The following is a 19,104-nucleotide window of genomic DNA, read 5'->3' as shown; positions in this document are numbered from 1 at the left end:
TAATTTTTGCTACAAAATCTATTTTTTGATCTGACTTAGCTACGAGCCGTAAATTCGGAAATGGCTTCACTGATCAGGTTCATGCCAAGCAGCAATTCATCCCGGCCCGGATGGCTAAAGTTCAATCGGATGTAACGTTGATCCTGTACACCTGTGGAGCATAGTGATCCAGGAAGAAAGGATACACCTTTGGGCAAAGCCGCTTTAAGCAGAGCGCCACTATCCAATCCTTCCGGCAACTGTACCCACAGATACATTCCGCCCTCAGGGATATTGTACTGACACCCTTTCCAGCCCGGTCTTTTCAACAGTTCAAGCATCAGTTTGAGTCTTGTCTTATACTCCCGATTCAACATGGATAGGTGATCACTCCAACGAAAAGGGGAATGGGCAAGCAGTTGATACAACAGCCGCTGATTCATCGGACTGGACTGACCATCTGCAATCCGTTTAACCGAGGCCATCGCCTGAATCAGCGCAGGATGTCCAGCGGCCCATCCGGTTCGAAGAGCGGGCGCTACCGTTTTGCTAAATGAACCAATGTAGAGAACATGTCCACCCTGATCGGCAGTATCCAGTGCAAAGAGTGAAGGATATTTACGATAGAATTCCGTTGGCTCAAGGCCATCGAAATGGAGCTCTCCGTAAGAATCATCTTCCACAAGCAGTACACCATAGCGCGAACACAGCTCAAGGACTGCCTCCCGCCGTTCCATACTCCACAAAGCACCGGTCGGATTCGAGAAACTGGGTGCAGCAAAAAGCAGCTTCGGTCTAACCTGCTGCATGTGATGCTCCAAAAGGTCTGGCAGTATGCCGTCCCGATCACCCATTACGGGCACAATCTTGGCTCCTTGCATCTCCAGAACCTCAAGACAGCCTGGAGATGTGGGATGTTCAACCAGTACAGAATCTCCTGGCTCAAGCAATAGACGCATCACCAGATCGATGGCCTGCTGAGTACCAGTGGTCAACAGAATCTGCTCGGGTACCGTTCGTATGCCTTTGCGTGCATTCCAGTCTTTGTTCAACCACTCTCTTAGGGGGGTGTAGCCTGCTGGCTCTCCATATTGCAATGCGGAGGGGCCTGAACTAAAGACAGACACGGCTGCTTCTTCCAACAATTTGAAAGGAAACAACTCCTCCGCAGGCAATTCTTCTGCCAGAGAAATGAAATAATCCCTGCCAGACATCTCACGTATATCCCTCAGTGGTGATGACAAAAGCCTGTTGGTACGGGAAGCAAAGAAATATTTCATCGATCCGTTCCCCTTTCGTCCCTATTCCGAAACTATACTCGCAGTCCGCAGCCCTACAACCTATTCCTGCTCACCATCGAATATGACCGGATGCATACCGAACTGTTGTGATCATGGGAAGAACAGACCTGTTTCGTCAGGATCCCGTCTTCACTTGTCTTGCATGCAAGGCATAACGTTCAATGGCCTGTGCTCTACTGCTCACTTCCAGCTTCACGTATATTTTACGCAGGTAATTATCAATGGAACGTCTGCTAACGTTGATCTCATTCGCTATTTTATCATAGGTTACACCCTGAACAATTCTTTCCATGATAAAAGTTTCGGTTTCTGTTAATTCAATGACACGTGCTTCTGTCGGAGACTCCACAGGTTGCGCCCACTCCGCACTGTTTAACCACGACAATGGAATGGACACATGGCCCTCACGCAATCCAGAGATCAGATGAATCAGCTGGCTAGGGGAAGCCTGTTTGGATAACATGCCGCTTGCACCAAGGCTCATCAGATGACGAAACAGCTTCACATTGTCTTCATCCGTCAAAATAATGATGTGACTGTGAGCTGACAGATTCTTCATCTGGGCAATATATTGATCTGCCTGACCTTCCGGAAGACGATAATCCATCAGAATCAGATCAGGCTGGTGAATATTCACCAGATCGAGCCCTTCTGTTCCGGTCGAAGTCATACCACGTACCGTCAGATCTTGCTGCTCTTCCAAAATCAATTTTGTACCGAGCATGCTGGTGGGGTGGATATCTATGATGACCACCTGCCATACTTTTTTCATTGTTGTTCCCCCTGTTATGTATTGGACAAATAACTTTTAAATTCTGTCATGATGATTTCATCGTCTATGCGACAATCCGAGTATAGAAGAAGCATAGGTCGGATTATGTCGAAAAACAGAAAAATACAGGAGGAAGCCGATAAAAAAGCTCTATTTTCACTGTATTTTGTTATAAAAACACCATGACGTCCATCTTTCCATCCCCGGAAAGGTCAAAATATAGTATAAATTTCCTGCATTTCTATCTAAAAAAGTCGAAAAACCTGCCCAAAGTTCCTACTTATTGCATCTATAAGAAATTGTATCCTAGGACTTCCTTCCGATGCAATCTCTTTTTACTCTATTAAGTAAAGAATTTCATTTTTGCGTAATCAATAGGGGCATGATAGAATGAGGACTGGAAATTTTTTTGTACCTATAAATGACCAGGAGTGATGATATGAAACCATCTGCCCCGTCCTCTGACATCCATCACACCCGGAGCGCCAAAGGCAAGGCTGGATCTTCAATCAAGCTGTTTCTGGTAATGTGGATTGTTCTCATTGCACTAGGAGTCGTTGGAACCTACTATTATAGTAACCATCTCCAGCAACAGATGATTAACCAGCTTCAAGCCCATAATCAGCAGCAGATTGCAGCGCTAAAAACCGACTACGAAAATCAGCTAACAACGATATCAAAGGAAGTAGAAGACCTGCAGGGACAGGTTCAATCCTTCAATGAATTGCTGACTTTCACCAAGGATAATGCAAGTGACAAAACGGATAACAGCAACAAACTGTATACCCAGCTGAGCGAAGTCAAAAAACAACTGGAGACACTCCAGAAAAAGATGGACCTGCTCAAATGATTACACCCGTCAAACAGGTTAATCGTTTTTTTATGCTTGCACTCGCTCCTTTTGTTGGATTGATATTATGCCTGCTGCTGCTTCGTCCTCCACTTGAACCCGGAGGTTTGATGCCTACCGAACTGTCAGAGGATACGATTACACCCCGGACCCAAGCAATTAGCCAAGAGCTTGCGGGGGCAAAAGATGCTGCTGTCCAGACTTCTTCTTCTATTAAAAGAACGACACAGCTCTATAATAAAACAACAAGTACGATGTCTACACTTGTGCAGAAGGCTTCCACCCAAGCGGATCGTCCGGAAAAGATTTACAACAACCGGATTTCATCCAAGCTTGGCGTTCCATTTGAACGGGTAGACAGTGACCGGCTAACGATTGAAATGTACAGAGTGAATCCTGGTAGCTATAAGGGCTATGCCATGAAGATCAAGCTAAAAGACCCTACTGCCATGCAGATGGCTCTAGACAGTGAACCTGGGCGTTCTGAGACGACCATGCAGGCTGTGAAGCGTAACGGCGCAATTGCCGGGATTAACGCAGGTGGATTTGCTGACAGTGGGGGCAAACGTTATCCACTTAGCACAACCGTCATGGACGGGAAGTACGTGAACGGTTTCCAGGCCAGTTTCAAAGATCTGTTTTTTGTTGGACTTAACGATGCCGGTAAACTGGTCGGAGGCAAGTTCTCCGACAAAAACTCACTGGATCGCCTGCAACCACAATTCGGGGCTACGTTTGTTCCGGTGCTGCTACAGAATGGGCGGAAAACCCCAATTCCCGACAAGTGGAAAGTATCACCCAAACGAGCACCACGTACAGTCATTGGCAATTATAAAGATGATCAGTTATTGATTATTGTAGTTGACGGATATAATGAGGGCGGAAGTTCCGGTGCTACCCTTGAAGAGTTGCAAGGGCGATTGTACAAGCTTGGGGTGATTGACGCCTATAATCTGGATGGCGGTGGATCATCCTCGCTTATTCTGAATAATCGGGTTGTGAATAACCCTTCAGATGGCAGCCTCAGACCGGTTCCCACACACTTTTTATTTTACAAATAATAGGGTGAAGCATTTCTTTTCTACCTATAATGGTTATAATAGAAGAAAATGAGCTTGTGCAGGAGGTGCGAAGGGCATGTCATTTTCACTGACATTCTGGATTATTGCAATCGTATTGACTCTCTTCATTACAGGCATTCTCACTTCATCCTACAACAATGACAAAACAAAAGGCTTGTAAAGGCCAAGCCTCTCTCCGGAGAGGCTTTTTCTATTGCTTCATCCTCGAAATAACAAGAGACAAGGCTTAAAAGAATGATTCGATTCTTCTAAGCCTTGTCTCTTGCTGTATTCGGGATCAATAGCTAACCGCCCGGTCATTCCGGATGGATATAACCGAATCAGATGGAATAGGCCCACTCACCGACCCACCCTCAACTAATGTCACATAAATTCGTTCATGATCGACGGGTTCTCCAGCAATAATCTTGATCAATTGTTCAGCAGCGAGCGATCCCCACTTGCGTTTGGAATAATCAATGCTTGCCAATCTCGGCTGGACGTACTTACTCAATTCAATATTGTCGAATCCGATGACGTCAATCTCCTGACCAACGCCAAGTGTACTGTCTGCCAGACGATCACACAAGCCAATAGCCATCTCATCATTGAGGCAGAATACCGCTGCGGGTCCATCATACACCTGCACAATCTGATCTGCGGCTTGTTCTCCACCACTCTTCTCGAAATCTCCCGTAATCTCAATCCATTCCACATCGGCTTCACGTTCCGCAACCTGTCTTACAGCCTTTAAGCGCTGCACAGAGTCAAACGAACCTTCCGGTCCTGTCACCACGTAGATTTTTTTATGTCCCTGTTCAATCAGATGCTCCATCGCAAGTGTTGCCCCGGCCTTATTATCCAGCAGAACCTGATTAATGTTGGGATGATCCATCTCGCGGTCCAATACAACGATTTTGTGCCCACGATCGGCATACTGCATTAGTTCCTCACTTGCAAACGTATGATCCAGAATGATCGCACCATCAATCATTCTCTCTGGAAGCATGCGATGGGATTGTTTACCACTGCACACGATCAGGTCATAACCTTGAGCATTACATACGGCTTTCATGCCACTCAGCAAGTCTCCATACACATCTCCTCTAAAATCGGTCAAGAATACACCTAGAATTTTGGATTCCCTCTTCTTCAGTGTTCTTGCTGCGGCATTTGGAACATAGTTCAGTTCTTTGGCAATGGCCAAAATTTTGGAACTCGTCTCATCGGTCACTTTGTTGCTGCCATTCAGCGCATATGACACAGTAGAGATGGAAACTCCCGCCTGTTTGGCGATATCCTTGATACTGACCACATTCTTCGCTCCCCTGTTATGTTCATCAGGCCTTCCATAACAAAAGGCCTGACACATTACTCTTTCCATTCATCAGATTAAACAAGTCTGAATGATTTCTTCTGAGTATCCCGACTGTTTGCACCCACAAGAATATGGAACTCGCCTCGATCACTGCGGTAGCTTAAGTCAGAATGGTGATAACGAAGCTGTTCTTCATTTAACGTAAACGTGGCTGTACCACTCTCGCCTGGCGCCAGTGCAAGTTTCACATATCCTTTCAGCTCACGCATAGGACGAACGACTTCACCCGTTACATCACGAACGTACAACTGAACGGTCTCTACGCCTGCGCGCTCACCCGTGTTCGTTACACGTACCTGGATGCTCAGGGACTCTTCGGCAGTCATCTCGTTACTTGACACTTCAAGATCACCATAAGAGAACGAAGTGTATGAGAGACCATAACCGAACGGAAGCAAAGGTTCATTCGGGCTGTCAATGTATTTGGAGACATAACGTTCTTCCGTCTTCTCCGGGTTCAGTGGACGACCTGTATTGAAATGGTTGTAATAGACCGGAATCTGACCTACGGACTGCGGGAAGGACATCGTCAGACGTGCGGATGGATTCACTACACCTGTCAGAACATCTGCAATCGCGGCTCCGCCTTCACTACCCGGGAACCAGGCTTCAAGAACGGCATCCGATTCATCGATTACACCATGCAGATCCAATGGACGGCCGTTAAAAATAACGCTGGCAATCGGTTTTCCCGCTGCTTTGAGCTGTTTAACCAATTCCAATTGGGCTGCTGGCAGACGAATATCCGTGCGCGAGCCACCTTCTCCACTCATCTCGGAGTCTTCACCAAGAGCAAGGACAATCAGGTCTGCTTTGCTTGCCACTTCCAGGGCTTCGGCAATCTGCTCAGCTGTAATCGTATGAACATTACTGCCTTGAGCAAATTGAACTTTCCCACCCGTCAGGCGTTCTTGCAGAGCTGTTCCCAATTTAACTGCATCTTCCTTAACCCCTTCACAGGACCACCAGCCCAGAATATCAGGACTCTGTGCAAAAGGACCAATGAGGGCTACATTAGCATCAGGTTGAAGTGGAAGCACGCTGCCATCATTTTTCAACAGGACAGCCGATTTGGTTGCCAGTTCATACGATACCTGACGGTGCTCTTTGGAGAATACAATCTCACGTTCACGTTCAGGATCAGCTGCACGAAGTGGGTTATCGAACAATCCCAGCTTTTCTTTCAGTTGCAGAATTCGCAGAACGGCTTCATCAATGAGCTTCTCATCCACTTCACCACTCTCAATCAGTTCAGGCAAATGATGCACATAACAAGGTGTCATCATCTCCATATCTACTCCTGCGCGAATGGCACGATATGCCGCTTCACGATCATCTTCCGCAGCACCATGCGCAATCATCTCGCGAATGGAAGCCCAATCCGAGATCAATACACCATCAAAGCCCCACTCGTCACGCAAAATGCCGCGCATTAACTTCTCATTGCCACTTGCCGGAATACCGTCAACCGTATTGAACGAAGTCATAACCATCTCCACGCCCGCATCCAACGCTGCTTTGTACGCTGGCAAATAGTACTCACGCAAGTTACGCTCAGACATGTCCACCGTATTGTAATCCCGACCACCCTCAGCCGCTCCATACGCCGCAAAGTGTTTAACACAGGCTGCAAGACGATCTGGCTCATCCTTCAAGCTGTCGCCCTGATATCCACGTACAAACGCAGCCGCGAACAAACTGTTCAGATAAGGATCTTCTCCTGTCGTTTCCATCACACGGCCCCAGCGCGGGTCACGAACCAGATCCACCATAGGTGCAAAGGTAACATGCAAACCGGATACAGCTGATTCACGTGCTGCAATTTCAGCACTTTTCTCAGCCAGTTCTGTGTCCCATGAACAACCGATCGCCAGTGGAATCGGGAAAATGGTTTTGAATCCATGAACTACGTCAGCCATGAACAAAAGCGGAATGCCCAAACGGCTTTTTTGCATATAAGCTTGCTGTACATCAATGATGGCCTGCGCACCGGACAACCCCAGAATGGACCCACTGGCATCTACGGACTGCTCCGTAATTCCCATCTCTTCCATCGGCCCTGTGATCTGACCTTCAACATTTGTTCCTTCATAGAAGTTGGCAGTCAACTGAAGAAGCTGAGCTGTTTTTTCCTCCAACGTCATCTGTCTTACCAGATCTAGCAACTGCTCGTTATTCATCTAATCGTATCCTCCACTATAAGTTGTTGAAATAAAGAACCCGGCTGCGTTCGGGGAGAGACCGCGCACCGGGTTCAAAATTAATTACTGAATGATTACTAGAATTTATCGTTTAGCTCATCCAGATAAGGTTGAACCAGGGACATTTTACTGTTTACCCATTCTTTCCAGTTTGCCTCTAGATCTCCGTTTTTGAGGATCAAGTTGGCATATTCATTCTGGTAGTCGAATGAAGCCTGACTCTTAGCTTTGGAATCGTACAGGTTGACATCCCAATCGTATGGTGCAAGCGATTTGCCTTCTGTACCAAGTTTTGCTTTTTCTTCGAACAATTTCACGGCTCTATCACGGTAATCTTTTTTGATTGCAGGGTTTACAACACTGAAGTCGTCACCGAGCAGATAGAGACCTTCGAAACGTGCTGGATATTTATCTTCCAATACCGTTCCTTCTGGCAACAAGCTAACGAGTTCGTTGTTTTCATCATATTTCCAATCTTTTCCTTCAAAGCCCATGTTGATGAGCAACTGTCCTTCTTTTGTTGCGGAGTAATCGATCAGATCCATGATCCGTTCGAATTTCTCGTCACTAATCTCCGGATTGAAGATCAATGCAGACCAGAAGTTGGCTTGTTCCATGTTACGGTATTTACCGTCATCGCCTACTACGATTGCTGTGTGTACCAGTTCATCACTATCTACACCCAGATTTTTTTTCATATCGGAATCCAGACCTTGTCTGTACGAAGCCAGTCCGCCCAGACTTGTTACAGCAGCTGTACCTGTTACTTTGAAGTTGTTTTGACCTTCATTGTTTTTCCATGTGTAGAACTCAGGATTGAGCAGTCCATCTTTATAGGCTTTTTGCATCAATTTAAGTCCTGTCAGCGTTTCAGGATCTGCTGGTCCCCAGTGGAATTGGCCATCTTCACCTTTGTAGAACGGAGAGTCAGTCATGGCATGCACACTGTTTGGCATAATCATGTTTGTCATGGCATCTGCCGCATTGTAGGACAGAGGTACAAGTTTGTTACCCACTTTGCCTGGATCTTTTTCTTTTACTAGTGCAGCATATTCGTTCAATTCGGTCGTTGTATAAGCATCTTTCAGTTCAAAACCAACCGCTTCAGCCCAGTCTTTACGAAGCGCAATGACACCAATTTGGTTCGTGAGTGGGTCAGCTGGTTTGTTCTCGAAGTAGATTGGTCTAGGCAGGACATATGTTCCACCTGTCAATTCTTCCAACTTGTCTCCAAGACCCGTCAAATTGTAAGCTGCTGCCACGTTAGGCCAGCGTTCTTTCCAGTCATCCGGGAATTTGTAGAACAAACCTTGTTCAATGCTGTTAATGGCATCGCCATGTACGTAGTTCCATACCGCTACATCCGGCAAGTCGCCAGAGTTGATCCACAGACGAAGTTTCTCGCCCCATGAATCCCAATCGATATAGTTGTAGTCCCATGTTAAATTAAATTTGTCTGTCCAGAACTTGTGGAAGTCATTATCCAGGTTCCCGTTTTTGATTTCTGTCAGGTTAGCTACAGAGATGGTCAGGTTGTCTTTGTAATTTCCCTCTGCATCTTTTTCGTTACCACCTGAAGCTCCTTGACTGGAACAAGCGGTCACCATCAGCATAACTACACTAAGCGTGATGGCAAAGAGAGCTCTTACTGACAACTTTTTGTTCGTTTTCATGTTTTACCCCCATGTTTTTTAGTAGAATTTTATTGCAAAATCCTATACGTATATCAGGTCTTGATTGCCCCTGTTAATACCCCTTTGGCAAAGTGTTTTTGCAGCATTGGGAAGAAACACATAATCGGTACCATGGTGACAAATACGGCCGCCATCTTCATGCCCATTGAGAAGTTGCTTGCCTGGGCAGCATCCACACTGGATGCATTGGATGCATTCGTCGTAGATGTCACGATAATATTTCGGAGTACATTCTGGAGCGGTAACTGATCCGCTTTTCGAAGGAATATCATCGCATCATACCAACTGTTCCAGTAAGCCACACCGTAGAACAACGTAATTGTAGCCATAATTGGTGTAGCCAGCGGAAGAACAACGGAGAACAAAATTCTCCACTCTCCTGCTCCATCCAGTCTCGCCGATTCCATGAGTGATTCAGGCAAGGTGTAGAAGTAGTTCATCATCAGAATCATGTTAAACGCACTGAAGCTTCCCGCCAAGATAACGGACCACAGCGTACCTGTAAGATGAAGTGATTTCATGATCAGGTACAGTGGTACGATACCACCATTAAAGATCATGGTGAACAGTACCAGGAAAAAGAGAAATTTCTTAAACGGAAATTTGTTGCGACTAAGGCCATATGCCATGCTTGTTGTCAGGAACAAGCTGAGTGGCAAGCCGATGACTAGCAATATAATTGTATTTTTGTACCCTGTCAGAATCGTTCCGTCAGCGAACAACGCCTTGTAGGAATCCAATGTCCATTCTTTAGGGAACATCAAAAATGGATTGTCAGCATATTCTTTTTGTGTTGCAAACGAAATCATGATGACATTCCAGAACGGAATCAGGATCATCAGGGCAAGCACTAGTAATACGGCGAAAATAATGTAATCGAGAAGTGTCATTTTTTCTGTACCAATTCTCGGTTTTTTGTTAGCTTTCTTGCTCATCTCATTTTTCCTCCTCTCTTATCGGAACAAACCGTCTCCGCCAAGCCACTTGGCAAATCTGTCAGCAAGAAGCAGCAAGGCCATATTCACCAGGGAACGGAACAAGCTGACCGCTGTCGAGAATGAGAAATCGGTAGATGACTGGAACGTAATCCGATAGATATATACATCGAGTACTTCCGATACATTTTTGGTAGCGGCATTTGCCAAGTTGAAGATCTGGTCAAACCCGGAAGACATCAATCCACCAACCGAGAGAATAAACATGATTGTGATGGTTGGAAGGATGTTCGGTAAAGTAATTTTGAACATCTGTTGCATACGGGAAGCCCCGTCAATCTGTGCTGATTCATACTGATCCTGATCAATACCGGATATGGCAGCCAGGAATATAATCGCGCCCCATCCACTTGATTTCCAAATATCAGTCAACAGCAACATTGGTACAAAGTTGGATTCGGACCCCAGGAAGTTAATCGTTGGCAATCCGAGTAATCCGAGCGCGCTATTTACCAGTCCGTCATATGCCAGCACATTGATGACTACCCCGGATACGATGATCCAGGACAGGAAGTGCGGGAACGTAAGAACGGTTTGGAACAATTTTTTCCCTCTGCGCATCCGCAATTCATTCAGCAACAGCGCCAGAATAATCGGGAACGGGAACTGAATAATCAATTTCAGAATATTGATGTACAGCGTACGCCATACTGCGTCGATAAAGGTTGGATCACGGAAAACATATTTGAAGTTCTCGAATCCGCTCCATGGACTTCCCCAGATGCCCAGGTTAGCCTTGTAATCTTTGAATGCCAGAGACAGGCCACCCATCGGCATGTAGGCAAACAGAATTAGCCAGACAAGCCCCGGAATAAGCAGGGTGTATGTCATTCGGTGCTTCCAGATTTCAGTCCAGAGCGAATTGCCCTTCACGTTTCCCTTCAGCTTTTTGCTAGGTCCTTCGGCTGCAGGTTTCACATTGCATCTCCTCACTCTACTATGGTCTTGTCGTTGTACAGAAAATCAAACATTGTTCTCAGGTGGTGCTCCCAAAATTTCCATTCATGAGCCCCCGGCGTCTCCACATACCGAAAATCAAAGGCAGTCCCCTGCATGTATCTCGCATAGTCGCGATTCATCTCTACAAAGGGGTCACTATCGCCACAGCAACTGAGGATATCCGGTAAAGGAACACCCTGTTCCAGCAGCTTGGCCGACAGTGCGTAAATATCCTGATCGGCTTTCACCTGTAAACGTTCTCCAAAAACCGCTTTCATTTCCTTGATCATGGTCGCTGGCATATGGGGATCATGAAGTCGTGTCTGGATATCCGTTACGCCGGATAGAGACACTACTTTGCGATATCGCTCTGGATAAGTTAGTCCACATTTCAGTGCACCATATCCACCCATGGATAAACCGGCGACGTATGTTTTCTCCGGATCAGGATTCAGATTGAGCAGACGCTTGCATATTTCAGGTAACTCCTGAGTGATGTAGTGGAAGTAGTTCAGGCCGTATTCCATATCGGTGTAATAGCTTCGATTCGCTTCCGGCATAATGATAGTACAGCCATATTGCGCTGCATACATCTCAATTGTGGTTAACCGCTGCCAGGTACTCGCATTATCGCCTGCCCCGTGCAACAGATATAGTGTACCGCCTGAAGTCTCTCCGGAGTCACTGGACACAACATGTATGCTGGTATTCATGCATAAGGTTGGCGATCCAGTTTCGATCGTTATATGTGCCATAAATGTAACCCCTCTCATCATCGCCTGCTGTCTTTACTCATTCGTTTCTCTGGCGTTGGATTGCAGGCTGTTGTAGATTCCCTTGTATTACGATGGGTTATCGAAACGATTTTCTCGAATCGTTTCAAAACATAGCCAACGTTGATCCACATGGACTTCATTACAACACTTTTAATGTGGAAGCGATTTCTTCGAATCGTTTCGAATAAATCATAAGCCCGATGAGTAAATCCTGTCAATAACCTTTTTACAAATTTCGCGTTTTTTTCTCGAAAAAATGCTCTTTTAAGTCTAAATTTGCGTCCAAAGACACTATTATTACGAAAAAATGAAAATTTAGTAAGTACTATTACAACTTTAATTGACACCAAACCAGGTTTATACTAACATGGGTTCTGATTTTGCATTCGAATTACGGAAACGTTTCACCAACCGATTTTACTCAGGTTTCACCTGATATTAGGGAGGTTAATATGTCTGAGCAACTCAAAGGTTTCATTCATACGATTACGGAGCAACAATTGAACGTTTTTTCCATTCGCATATTACAAAAAGGGCATCTGCTTGCCCATTGGGACCGGGATAAGGATCAGCGCAGGGTACAACATTCCATCAGTAAATCCTTCACGTGTATGGCCGTTGGTCTTGCGCTTGAAGAAGGTCTGATACATCTGGATGCGACACTTGGTGATTATTTCTCTTATGATCATGTCCCCACTGCACAGCGCAATCTCCCATCGCCGCAGGAATTGAAACTAAGTGATCTTCTCCGAATGTCTTCGGGTCATGACTCTCCCCCTCTTTGGGCTGATGAGCGAGCTTCATTGACCGAAAAGGACTGGGCGAAATATTATATGTCTCTGCCTCTGGACCGGGTACCTGGAGAACAATTCACATATAGCAGTGGGGATACATTTATGATCTCAGCCATGCTACAGGCTGCTACCGGCCAAACCGTGAAAGATTACCTGACTCCACGGTTATTTGATCCGCTTGGCATCCATGATGTAGAGTGGGAAACCTCTCCACTCGGCGTAACGCTTGGCTGTGCAGGTCTTTGGATAAGTAATGAGGAACTGAGTCGATTTGGACAGTTACTGTTGCAGGAGGGCTTTTGGGAAGGCAGACAGATTGTACCTGCGGATTGGATTCGACAGGCTACGTCCCAGCAGATCGAAACGACTGGAGACGGAGATTGGGGAAAAGGTTACGGGTATCAGTTCTGGATGTGTTCTCATGGCGCTTACCGTGCCGACGGCGCCTATGGTCAGTTGTGTATCGTAATTCCCTCAAAGGAAGCTGTCATATGTATTAATAGTGAGGAAGAAAATATGCAAGGCATCCTGAATGCCGTCTGGAATGAGGTTTTACCCCTTTACACCCAGCGTTAGTCTACTTATTTTATCTTTTTTTCAAATTGCAATTATGCCATTCAATTGAGAATAAAACAAAAAAAACGCCACGGGGTCAATGGACCCCATGACGTTATTTCTTATCCGTGTTGTGGAAGCTGAGTCATTTCATCTAAACATTGTGCGCATATGTAACGCTCTTTGAACTCGTTGACTTCCTCGATGGATCCGCAGAAAATACATTTTGGACGATATCTCTCCAAGATAATATGGTCCCCTTGTACTAAGATCTCTACAGGATCTCCCTCATTCATTTGATACCTTTTACGCAAAGATTTAGGCAATACGATCCTACCTAATTGGTCAACTTTGCGAACTACTCCAGCTGGCTTCATAGCTACGGCACACCTCTCCTATCTTACTCTAAATTTCTAGGTACATTTGTACTATGTTTATAGATTCGCCAAGATTTTGTCGAATCCTGCTGGAAATAAACATTTTTTGTCCTTTTTTTTGAAAAATGTTTTTTTTCCGAATTCTAGCCGTCATTTATAACCAAATTTTATCCTTCTAACCCCGGGAAATTGAGCTGGCGTAACGCTTCATATACAATAATTGCTGCCGAATTGGACAGATTTAATGATCTAACGTCACCAGTCATTGGCATTTTCATACATGTATCGGGATTCGCAGCAATTAATTCAGGTGGCAGGCCTTTAGTCTCTTTACCAAAAACGAGGAAATCCCCATCCTGAAAATTAAAATCACTGTATCGGTTCTTGGCCTTCGTAGTTGCGTAGAAGAAACGACCTTCCGGATATTTTTCCTGAACCTCAGCAAATGAGTCGTGGTATTCAATATGAACAGCATGCCAGTAGTCCAGCCCTGCACGTTTCAATGTAGCATCATCTGTTCGAAATCCAAGTGGACGTACGAGATGCAGATGGGTACCGGTTGCCGCACAAGTACGCGAAATATTGCCTGTGTTCGCCGGAATTTCTGGTTCAACCAGAACGATGTGTAAAGCCATATGTGTTCAATCTCCTTTTCATTTTCATGTTGACGACAACCCTCTAATCTTAAAGAAAAGCCCTCCACACGTCAATGTGGAAGGCTCTGGTAAGGCACAGGATTAGACACAAAGGTCCATTACACCATACCTATACTTAATTATCCATTTGTCTTCTGGAAGTGGCTCATGAAGTCTGTCAGTGCCTTAACACTCTCATAAGGAGCAGCATTATAAATGGAGGCACGGAGACCACCCACACTGCGATGTCCTTTCAGACCTACAAATCCTTCTTCCTCCGATGCCTTGATGAACTTTTTCTCCAGTTCCTCAGAAGCAAGACGGAAGGTTACATTCATAAGGGAACGATCTTCTTGTTCAACACAACCACGGTAGAAATCACCGGAAGCATCAATTGTGTTATAGAGCAATTCCGCTTTTTTCGTATTTTTTTGCTCAATACCAGCCAGTCCGCCCTGTTCTTCAATCCATTTCAATACTTCATTCACCATATATACCGAGAAGGATGGCGGCGTATTGTACAGGGAGTTGTTATCAACATGTGTGCTGTAACGAAGCATAGTTGGAATCGTTTTAGGCGATTCACTCACCAGTTCCTCACGAGCAATTACAACCGTAATTCCGGATGGACCCAGGTTCTTCTGTGCACCCGCATAGATCATGCCGAACTGATTAAGATCAAATGGTTTACAGAAAATATCACTCGACATGTCCGCAATCAGAGGTACTGAACCGGTATCAGGGAACGACTTGAATTGCGTACCTTCGATCGTTTCGTTGGAAGTCAGATGTACATAAGCCGTACGTTCTGGCAAACTCAGATTCGAAACATCCGGCAATTTCATGAACTTCTCTGCTTCCGAAGATGCAGCAACATGTGTCTCGCCGATCAACTTCGCCTCAGACAGAGCCTTCTTGGCCCAGCTGCCGGTCATCACGTAACTTGCAGTCTGTCCTGCTCCGAGCAGGTTCATTGGCAACATCGCGAACTGAGTGCTTGCACCGCCCTGCAGAAAGAGAACCTTGTATCCTTTTGGATTGCCTAGAAGCGACAACAACCGCTCCTGAGCTTCATTATGTACAGACTCATACACCGCTCCACGGTGAGACATCTCCATAATCGACATGCCTGTATTACGAAAATCTACAAATTCCGCCTGTGCACGCTCCAGTACCTCAAGTGGTAACGCCGCAGGTCCTGCATTAAAGTTATACGCTCTTTTTGTCACAAAATCCCCCGCCCTTTCCATCCGTAACTCTGACATACAAACAGCATTTTGCACAATTCGATTAGAATCGCTCACGGGTATAAGAGTTGGACAGGAAGAAGCATCCTGATCCAACCAACGTATAGACAAATTGAATCATTTTGATCTATATCTTACTTATTGAAAGTCGCTCTATGGATTTGTGCAAAATGCACTCAAAGTAAATATTATCGCTATGATATCAGTATTTTCTATCTGCTTCAAGGGCAATATGCACTTAAGTGTTGAATTCAGGTCATCAAATTCCTTTATCACCCTGCAAAGTTAAAGCACTACATTGTTTAATTCAAGGAAAAGCCTCCGAGAGCGTGTCCCGGAGGCTTTAAGTTGGAACAAGAACTGTTCCGACCCCGACCAATTAGCAGTCGAAGTAAAGGCTGTACTCGTGCGGATGAATGCGGATCGCTACTGCTTTCGCTTCATCACGTTTGAGGTTGATGTAGTTTTCAATGAATTCTTTTGTGAATACGCCGCCTTCAGTCAAGAACTCGTTATCAGCTGCCAATGCATCAAGTGCTTCTTCGAGGGAAGCTGGCACACTGCGGATGTTTTCTTTATCTGCATCAGACAGGTCATAGATGTTTTTGTCGAGCGGACCATATCCAAGCTCAGTTGGGTTGATTTTACGTTTGATTCCATCCAGACCCGCCATCAACATTGCGGAGAATGCCAAGTATGGGTTAGCTGTGGAGTCTGGTGTACGGAATTCGATACGACAACCTTTTGGTGTCACAGCTGCAACCGGAATACGAACTGCCGCGGAACGGTTACCTTTGGAGTAAACCAAGTTTACTGGTGCTTCGTAACCAGGTACAAGACGTTTGAATGAGTTTGTACTAGGGTTAGTCAAAGCGATCAGTGCCGGAGCATGGTACAAGATACCTCCGATGTAGTGCAGAGCCATTTCACTCAGGTTAGCATATCCCGCTTTGTCATAGAACAATGGGGAATCGCCATCAAAGATGGATTGGTGAACGTGCATTCCGCTACCATTATCACCGAACAATGGTTTTGGCATGAATGTTGCTACTTTACCATATTGACGTGCAGTGTTGTGCACGATGTATTTGTATGCAAGCAGGTTATCTGCTGTTTTCTTCAATGTATCAAAACGGAAGTTGATTTCGGCTTGACCTGCTGTCGCCACTTCATGGTGATGACGCTCGATCGACAGGCCCGCTTCTTCCAAAAGGCGACACATTTCGCTACGAATATCTTGTTGTGTATCCACTGGCGCTACTGGAACATATCCACCTTTAGTGCGTACTTTGAAACCAAGGTTTCCGCCTTCTTCTTTGCGGTTCGTGTTCCACGAAGCTTCTTCGGAATCTACATAGTAAGAAGAGCTGTTCGTGCCGCTCTCATAACGTACATCGTCGAAGATGAAGAACTCGGATTCAGGTGCGAAGAATGCCGCTGTACCTACACCGCTCTCTTGCAAATAAGCTTCTGCTTTAACAGCGATACTACGTGGGTCACGCTCATAACGCTCGCCATCCGGAGTGAAGATATCACACATAACATTCAATGTAGGGTGTGCAGTGAACGGATCGACATAAGTCGCTTCAGGGTCTGGCATCATAACCATATCGGACTCTTCAATTCCGCGGAAACCTTGGATAGAAGAACCGTCAAAAGCTACTCCATTTACGAACGTGTCTGCATCAACAGCCGAAGCTGGCAACGAGATGTGATGTGCACGACCAGCTAAATCTACAAAACGAAAATCTACCCACTCGATGTTGTTCTCTTGAATTGATTTCAATACGTTTTCAACCGACATGTATTCGTCCTCCCAAATATTCCGAACATTAAACAACCCCACTAAGAAAATGTCTAAATTCGAATTTTTTTCTGTCGTCATTATAAATTTTAAAACATGACATCGTCAATACTTATGTAAGGTATTTTTTGAAGGGATGTTAGATATACTCACACTTTATAAATAACATAAATTCATATAACAACTAGTTTTATATACATTTAACTGGTTTAATGCGGTAAAGCGACCCCTATTTTAACCTAAATCATGGGAAAAACTTCACATCATAAATGTTTCTTATCACTATTGATTAATAAATACGTTCAAAACTGCAAAATATGCAAAAAACCGAGCATCTATCTGATTCCGTTGCAATGAACGAGATCAGAGGAGATGCCCGGATGATGATCCAGACCTTGACTATGAAATTCTTATTAAACGCCTACACGTGCCGGGAAAAATTCTGCCGGCTGTTTGGCTGTGCTGAATGATTTACCCACGATTGGTGCCAATTTCTCCAGATCCTGCAATAGGTTAGCGAATTGGTCAGGGAACAAGGATTGCACACCATCTCCTGTCATGGAGTTATCCGGATCGGTATGCATTTCAATGATCAAGCCATTGGCACCCGCAGCAACGGAAGCTTTTGTCATCGGTTCCACCAGTTCACGTCGTCCAGTACCATGGCTCGGGTCAGAAATAACCGGCAAATGGCTCAGAGACTGCAGAACAGGGATCGCGGACAGATCCAGTGTATTCCGTGTGTAGGATTCAAACGTACGAATACCACGTTCACACAGCATAACATTTGGGTTACCACCCGCAAGAATGTATTCAGCCGCATTCAACAATTCATCGTATGTCGCACTGAAACCACGTTTCAACAATACCGGCTTGCCACACTCACCCAATTTGCGGAGCAGGTCAAAGTTCTGCATGTTACGTGTACCTACTTGCAGAATATCTGCGTACTCGGCGCAAATATCCACATACTCAGGTGTCATGACTTCTGTAATGGTCAGCAGATCATGTTTCTTGCCTGCTTCCGCCATCATGATCAATCCTTCTACACCCGTTCCCTGGAAGCTGTAAGGACCCGTACGAGGCTTAAATGCACCACCACGTAACACTTGCCCACCAGCAGCTTTCACAAGCCCTGCAATCTCATCAATCTGTGCAGCGGATTCAACCGCACATGGTCCGCCCATGACAACAAGTTCTTTTCCGCCGATATCTACACCTTTGATGGAGATCACCGTATCTTCCGGATGGAAGTCGCGGCTTGCCAACTTGTAGGACTTCGAGATTTTAACGACATTCTCGACACCTTTCATTTGGCGAAGATGCTCTTGCATTTTAGGTTCAACTTTACCAATCAAACCAATGATAGTACGATCCTCTCCGCGAGAGATATGCACCTGAAGCCCTTCTTTTTCAATAACTGCAACGATATCCTGAATCTGTTCCTCCGGTGTAGCTTTGCCTGCAATAACGATCATATTAATTCCCATCCTTTCTTGTATGAGAGCACAATCATTTCTTAACGTGCGTCTGATTAAATATAAAAACTCTGTCGCGCTTAAACGCTTGTTCGCTTTTAAGCTTTTATCCGTTAAAGTGAATATACCATAGTTATCTGATTGCGTCAAGGTACACATTCCTTATCCATATACAAAAAAAAAATCCTGCTCCACAGGCTCCGACATTCGGATCTGCATAACAGGATTCTTCTCATTCACATCTCGTTTTTAATTCACATACACTTAG

The 19,104-nt window shown here is 45.2% G+C and carries 16 protein-coding genes; 3 read left to right on the top strand and 13 right to left on the bottom strand.

All coding sequences use genetic code 11. The annotated features are described in order from the left end of the window. Positions 1 to 35: 35 nt before the first annotated feature. Positions 36 to 1,259: an aminotransferase-like domain-containing protein gene (locus tag BS614_RS13080; RefSeq protein WP_036610015.1), complete on the bottom strand. Its 1,224-nt coding sequence runs from the start codon at positions 1,257 to 1,259 to the stop codon at positions 36 to 38. Positions 1,260 to 1,395: 136 nt separating this feature from the next. After that, positions 1,396 to 2,052, bottom strand: coding sequence for a response regulator transcription factor (locus BS614_RS13075; RefSeq protein ID WP_017689577.1), 657 nt, complete (start codon positions 2,050 to 2,052; stop codon positions 1,396 to 1,398). Positions 2,053 to 2,491: 439 nt separating this feature from the next. Here BS614_RS13075 and BS614_RS13070 point away from each other — a divergent pair, with 439 nt between their 5' ends. Together BS614_RS13070 and BS614_RS13065 are read left to right on the top strand one after the other, a co-directional pair. Next, entirely contained in the window at positions 2,492 to 2,902 is a 411-nt protein-coding gene (locus tag BS614_RS13070; protein WP_017689578.1) for a uroporphyrinogen-III C-methyltransferase, read from the top strand. Beyond that, positions 2,899 to 3,963 carry a phosphodiester glycosidase family protein gene (locus BS614_RS13065; RefSeq protein WP_074094325.1) on the top strand — a complete coding sequence of 355 codons (1,065 nt, stop codon included), beginning with the start codon at positions 2,899 to 2,901 and terminating at the stop codon, positions 3,961 to 3,963. The genes BS614_RS13070 and BS614_RS13065 overlap by 4 nt, the downstream gene beginning before the upstream one ends. A 298-nt stretch (positions 3,964 to 4,261) precedes the next feature. On the opposite strand, the gene BS614_RS13060 is transcribed toward BS614_RS13065, so the two are convergent. The 6 genes from BS614_RS13060 to BS614_RS13035 all read right to left on the bottom strand — a co-directional run bounded on the left by BS614_RS13060 (position 4,262) and on the right by BS614_RS13035 (position 11,925). Beyond that, positions 4,262 to 5,278 carry a LacI family DNA-binding transcriptional regulator gene (locus tag BS614_RS13060; RefSeq protein WP_074094324.1) on the bottom strand — a complete coding sequence of 339 codons (1,017 nt, stop codon included), beginning with the start codon at positions 5,276 to 5,278 and terminating at the stop codon, positions 4,262 to 4,264. Positions 5,279 to 5,355: 77 nt separating this feature from the next. Next, positions 5,356 to 7,521, bottom strand: a complete 2,166-nt coding sequence (bglX, locus tag BS614_RS13055) for a beta-glucosidase BglX (protein WP_074094323.1) — start codon at positions 7,519 to 7,521, stop codon at positions 5,356 to 5,358. Positions 7,522 to 7,619: 98 nt separating this feature from the next. Further along, positions 7,620 to 9,215 (bottom strand): type 2 periplasmic-binding domain-containing protein, encoded by a 1,596-nt coding sequence (locus tag BS614_RS13050; protein WP_074094322.1) that lies wholly within the window; start codon positions 9,213 to 9,215, stop codon positions 7,620 to 7,622. Between the two features lie 53 nt (positions 9,216 to 9,268). Then, positions 9,269 to 10,171, bottom strand: a complete 903-nt coding sequence (locus tag BS614_RS13045) for a carbohydrate ABC transporter permease (RefSeq protein WP_036610027.1) — start codon at positions 10,169 to 10,171, stop codon at positions 9,269 to 9,271. An 18-nt stretch (positions 10,172 to 10,189) separates the two neighbouring features. Beyond that, positions 10,190 to 11,149 (bottom strand): ABC transporter permease, encoded by a 960-nt coding sequence (locus BS614_RS13040; protein ID WP_017689585.1) that lies wholly within the window; start codon positions 11,147 to 11,149, stop codon positions 10,190 to 10,192. Positions 11,150 to 11,160: 11 nt separating this feature from the next. Next, entirely contained in the window at positions 11,161 to 11,925 is a 765-nt protein-coding gene (locus tag BS614_RS13035; RefSeq protein WP_074094321.1) for an alpha/beta hydrolase, read from the bottom strand. Between the two features lie 473 nt (positions 11,926 to 12,398). Here BS614_RS13035 and BS614_RS13030 point away from each other — a divergent pair, with 473 nt between their 5' ends. Continuing rightward, a complete protein-coding gene (locus BS614_RS13030; protein WP_074094320.1) occupies positions 12,399 to 13,316 on the top strand; it encodes a serine hydrolase domain-containing protein in 918 nt (305 codons plus the stop codon). 101 nt (positions 13,317 to 13,417) lie between these two features. Here BS614_RS13030 and BS614_RS13025 read toward each other — a convergent pair whose 3' ends face one another. The 5 genes from BS614_RS13025 to aroF form a co-directional block, all read right to left on the bottom strand. Continuing rightward, complete coding sequence (locus BS614_RS13025; RefSeq protein ID WP_036610032.1) at positions 13,418 to 13,672, bottom strand: AbrB/MazE/SpoVT family DNA-binding domain-containing protein; 255 nt, start codon at positions 13,670 to 13,672, stop codon at positions 13,418 to 13,420. 167 nt (positions 13,673 to 13,839) lie between these two features. Beyond that, positions 13,840 to 14,307: a tRNA (uridine(34)/cytosine(34)/5-carboxymethylaminomethyluridine(34)-2'-O)-methyltransferase TrmL gene (gene trmL / locus BS614_RS13020; protein WP_017689589.1), complete on the bottom strand. Its 468-nt coding sequence runs from the start codon at positions 14,305 to 14,307 to the stop codon at positions 13,840 to 13,842. A gap of 140 nt (positions 14,308 to 14,447) precedes the next feature. Further along, a complete protein-coding gene (serC, locus tag BS614_RS13015) occupies positions 14,448 to 15,536 on the bottom strand; it encodes a 3-phosphoserine/phosphohydroxythreonine transaminase (RefSeq protein WP_074094319.1) in 1,089 nt (362 codons plus the stop codon). Between the two features lie 397 nt (positions 15,537 to 15,933). Beyond that, entirely contained in the window at positions 15,934 to 17,358 is a 1,425-nt protein-coding gene (gene glnA, locus BS614_RS13010; RefSeq protein WP_074094318.1) for a type I glutamate--ammonia ligase, read from the bottom strand. A 413-nt stretch (positions 17,359 to 17,771) separates the two neighbouring features. Then, positions 17,772 to 18,836: a 3-deoxy-7-phosphoheptulonate synthase gene (aroF, locus tag BS614_RS13005; protein WP_036610039.1), complete on the bottom strand. Its 1,065-nt coding sequence runs from the start codon at positions 18,834 to 18,836 to the stop codon at positions 17,772 to 17,774. Positions 18,837 to 19,104 lie beyond the last annotated feature (268 nt).

Source organism: Paenibacillus xylanexedens, from assembly GCF_001908275.1.
In the GTDB taxonomy this organism is placed as follows: domain Bacteria; phylum Bacillota; class Bacilli; order Paenibacillales; family Paenibacillaceae; genus Paenibacillus; species Paenibacillus xylanexedens_A.
The sequence above is the reverse complement of the archived record's forward strand: the minus strand, read 5'-3'. Positions and strand labels throughout refer to the sequence as shown.

Bases quoted from the DNA above. Each gene is read 5' to 3' on its own strand.
- BS614_RS13080 (WP_036610015.1), bottom strand. From the start codon at position 1,259: ATGAAATATTTCTTTGCTTCCCGTACCAACAGGCTTTTGTCATCACCA.
- BS614_RS13075 (WP_017689577.1), bottom strand. From the start codon at position 2,052: ATGAAAAAAGTATGGCAGGTGGTCATCATAGATATCCACCCCACCAGC.
- BS614_RS13070 (WP_017689578.1), top strand. From the start codon at position 2,492: ATGAAACCATCTGCCCCGTCCTCTGACATCCATCACACCCGGAGCGCC.
- BS614_RS13065 (WP_074094325.1), top strand. From the start codon at position 2,899: ATGATTACACCCGTCAAACAGGTTAATCGTTTTTTTATGCTTGCACTC.
- bglX (WP_074094323.1), bottom strand. From the start codon at position 7,521: ATGAATAACGAGCAGTTGCTAGATCTGGTAAGACAGATGACGTTGGAG.
- BS614_RS13050 (WP_074094322.1), bottom strand. From the start codon at position 9,215: ATGAAAACGAACAAAAAGTTGTCAGTAAGAGCTCTCTTTGCCATCACG.
- BS614_RS13045 (WP_036610027.1), bottom strand. From the start codon at position 10,171: ATGAGCAAGAAAGCTAACAAAAAACCGAGAATTGGTACAGAAAAAATG.
- BS614_RS13035 (WP_074094321.1), bottom strand. From the start codon at position 11,925: ATGGCACATATAACGATCGAAACTGGATCGCCAACCTTATGCATGAAT.
- BS614_RS13030 (WP_074094320.1), top strand. From the start codon at position 12,399: ATGTCTGAGCAACTCAAAGGTTTCATTCATACGATTACGGAGCAACAA.
- BS614_RS13025 (WP_036610032.1), bottom strand. From the start codon at position 13,672: ATGAAGCCAGCTGGAGTAGTTCGCAAAGTTGACCAATTAGGTAGGATC.
- trmL (WP_017689589.1), bottom strand. From the start codon at position 14,307: ATGGCTTTACACATCGTTCTGGTTGAACCAGAAATTCCGGCGAACACA.
- glnA (WP_074094318.1), bottom strand. From the start codon at position 17,358: ATGTCGGTTGAAAACGTATTGAAATCAATTCAAGAGAACAACATCGAG.
- aroF (WP_036610039.1), bottom strand. From the start codon at position 18,836: ATGATCGTTATTGCAGGCAAAGCTACACCGGAGGAACAGATTCAGGAT.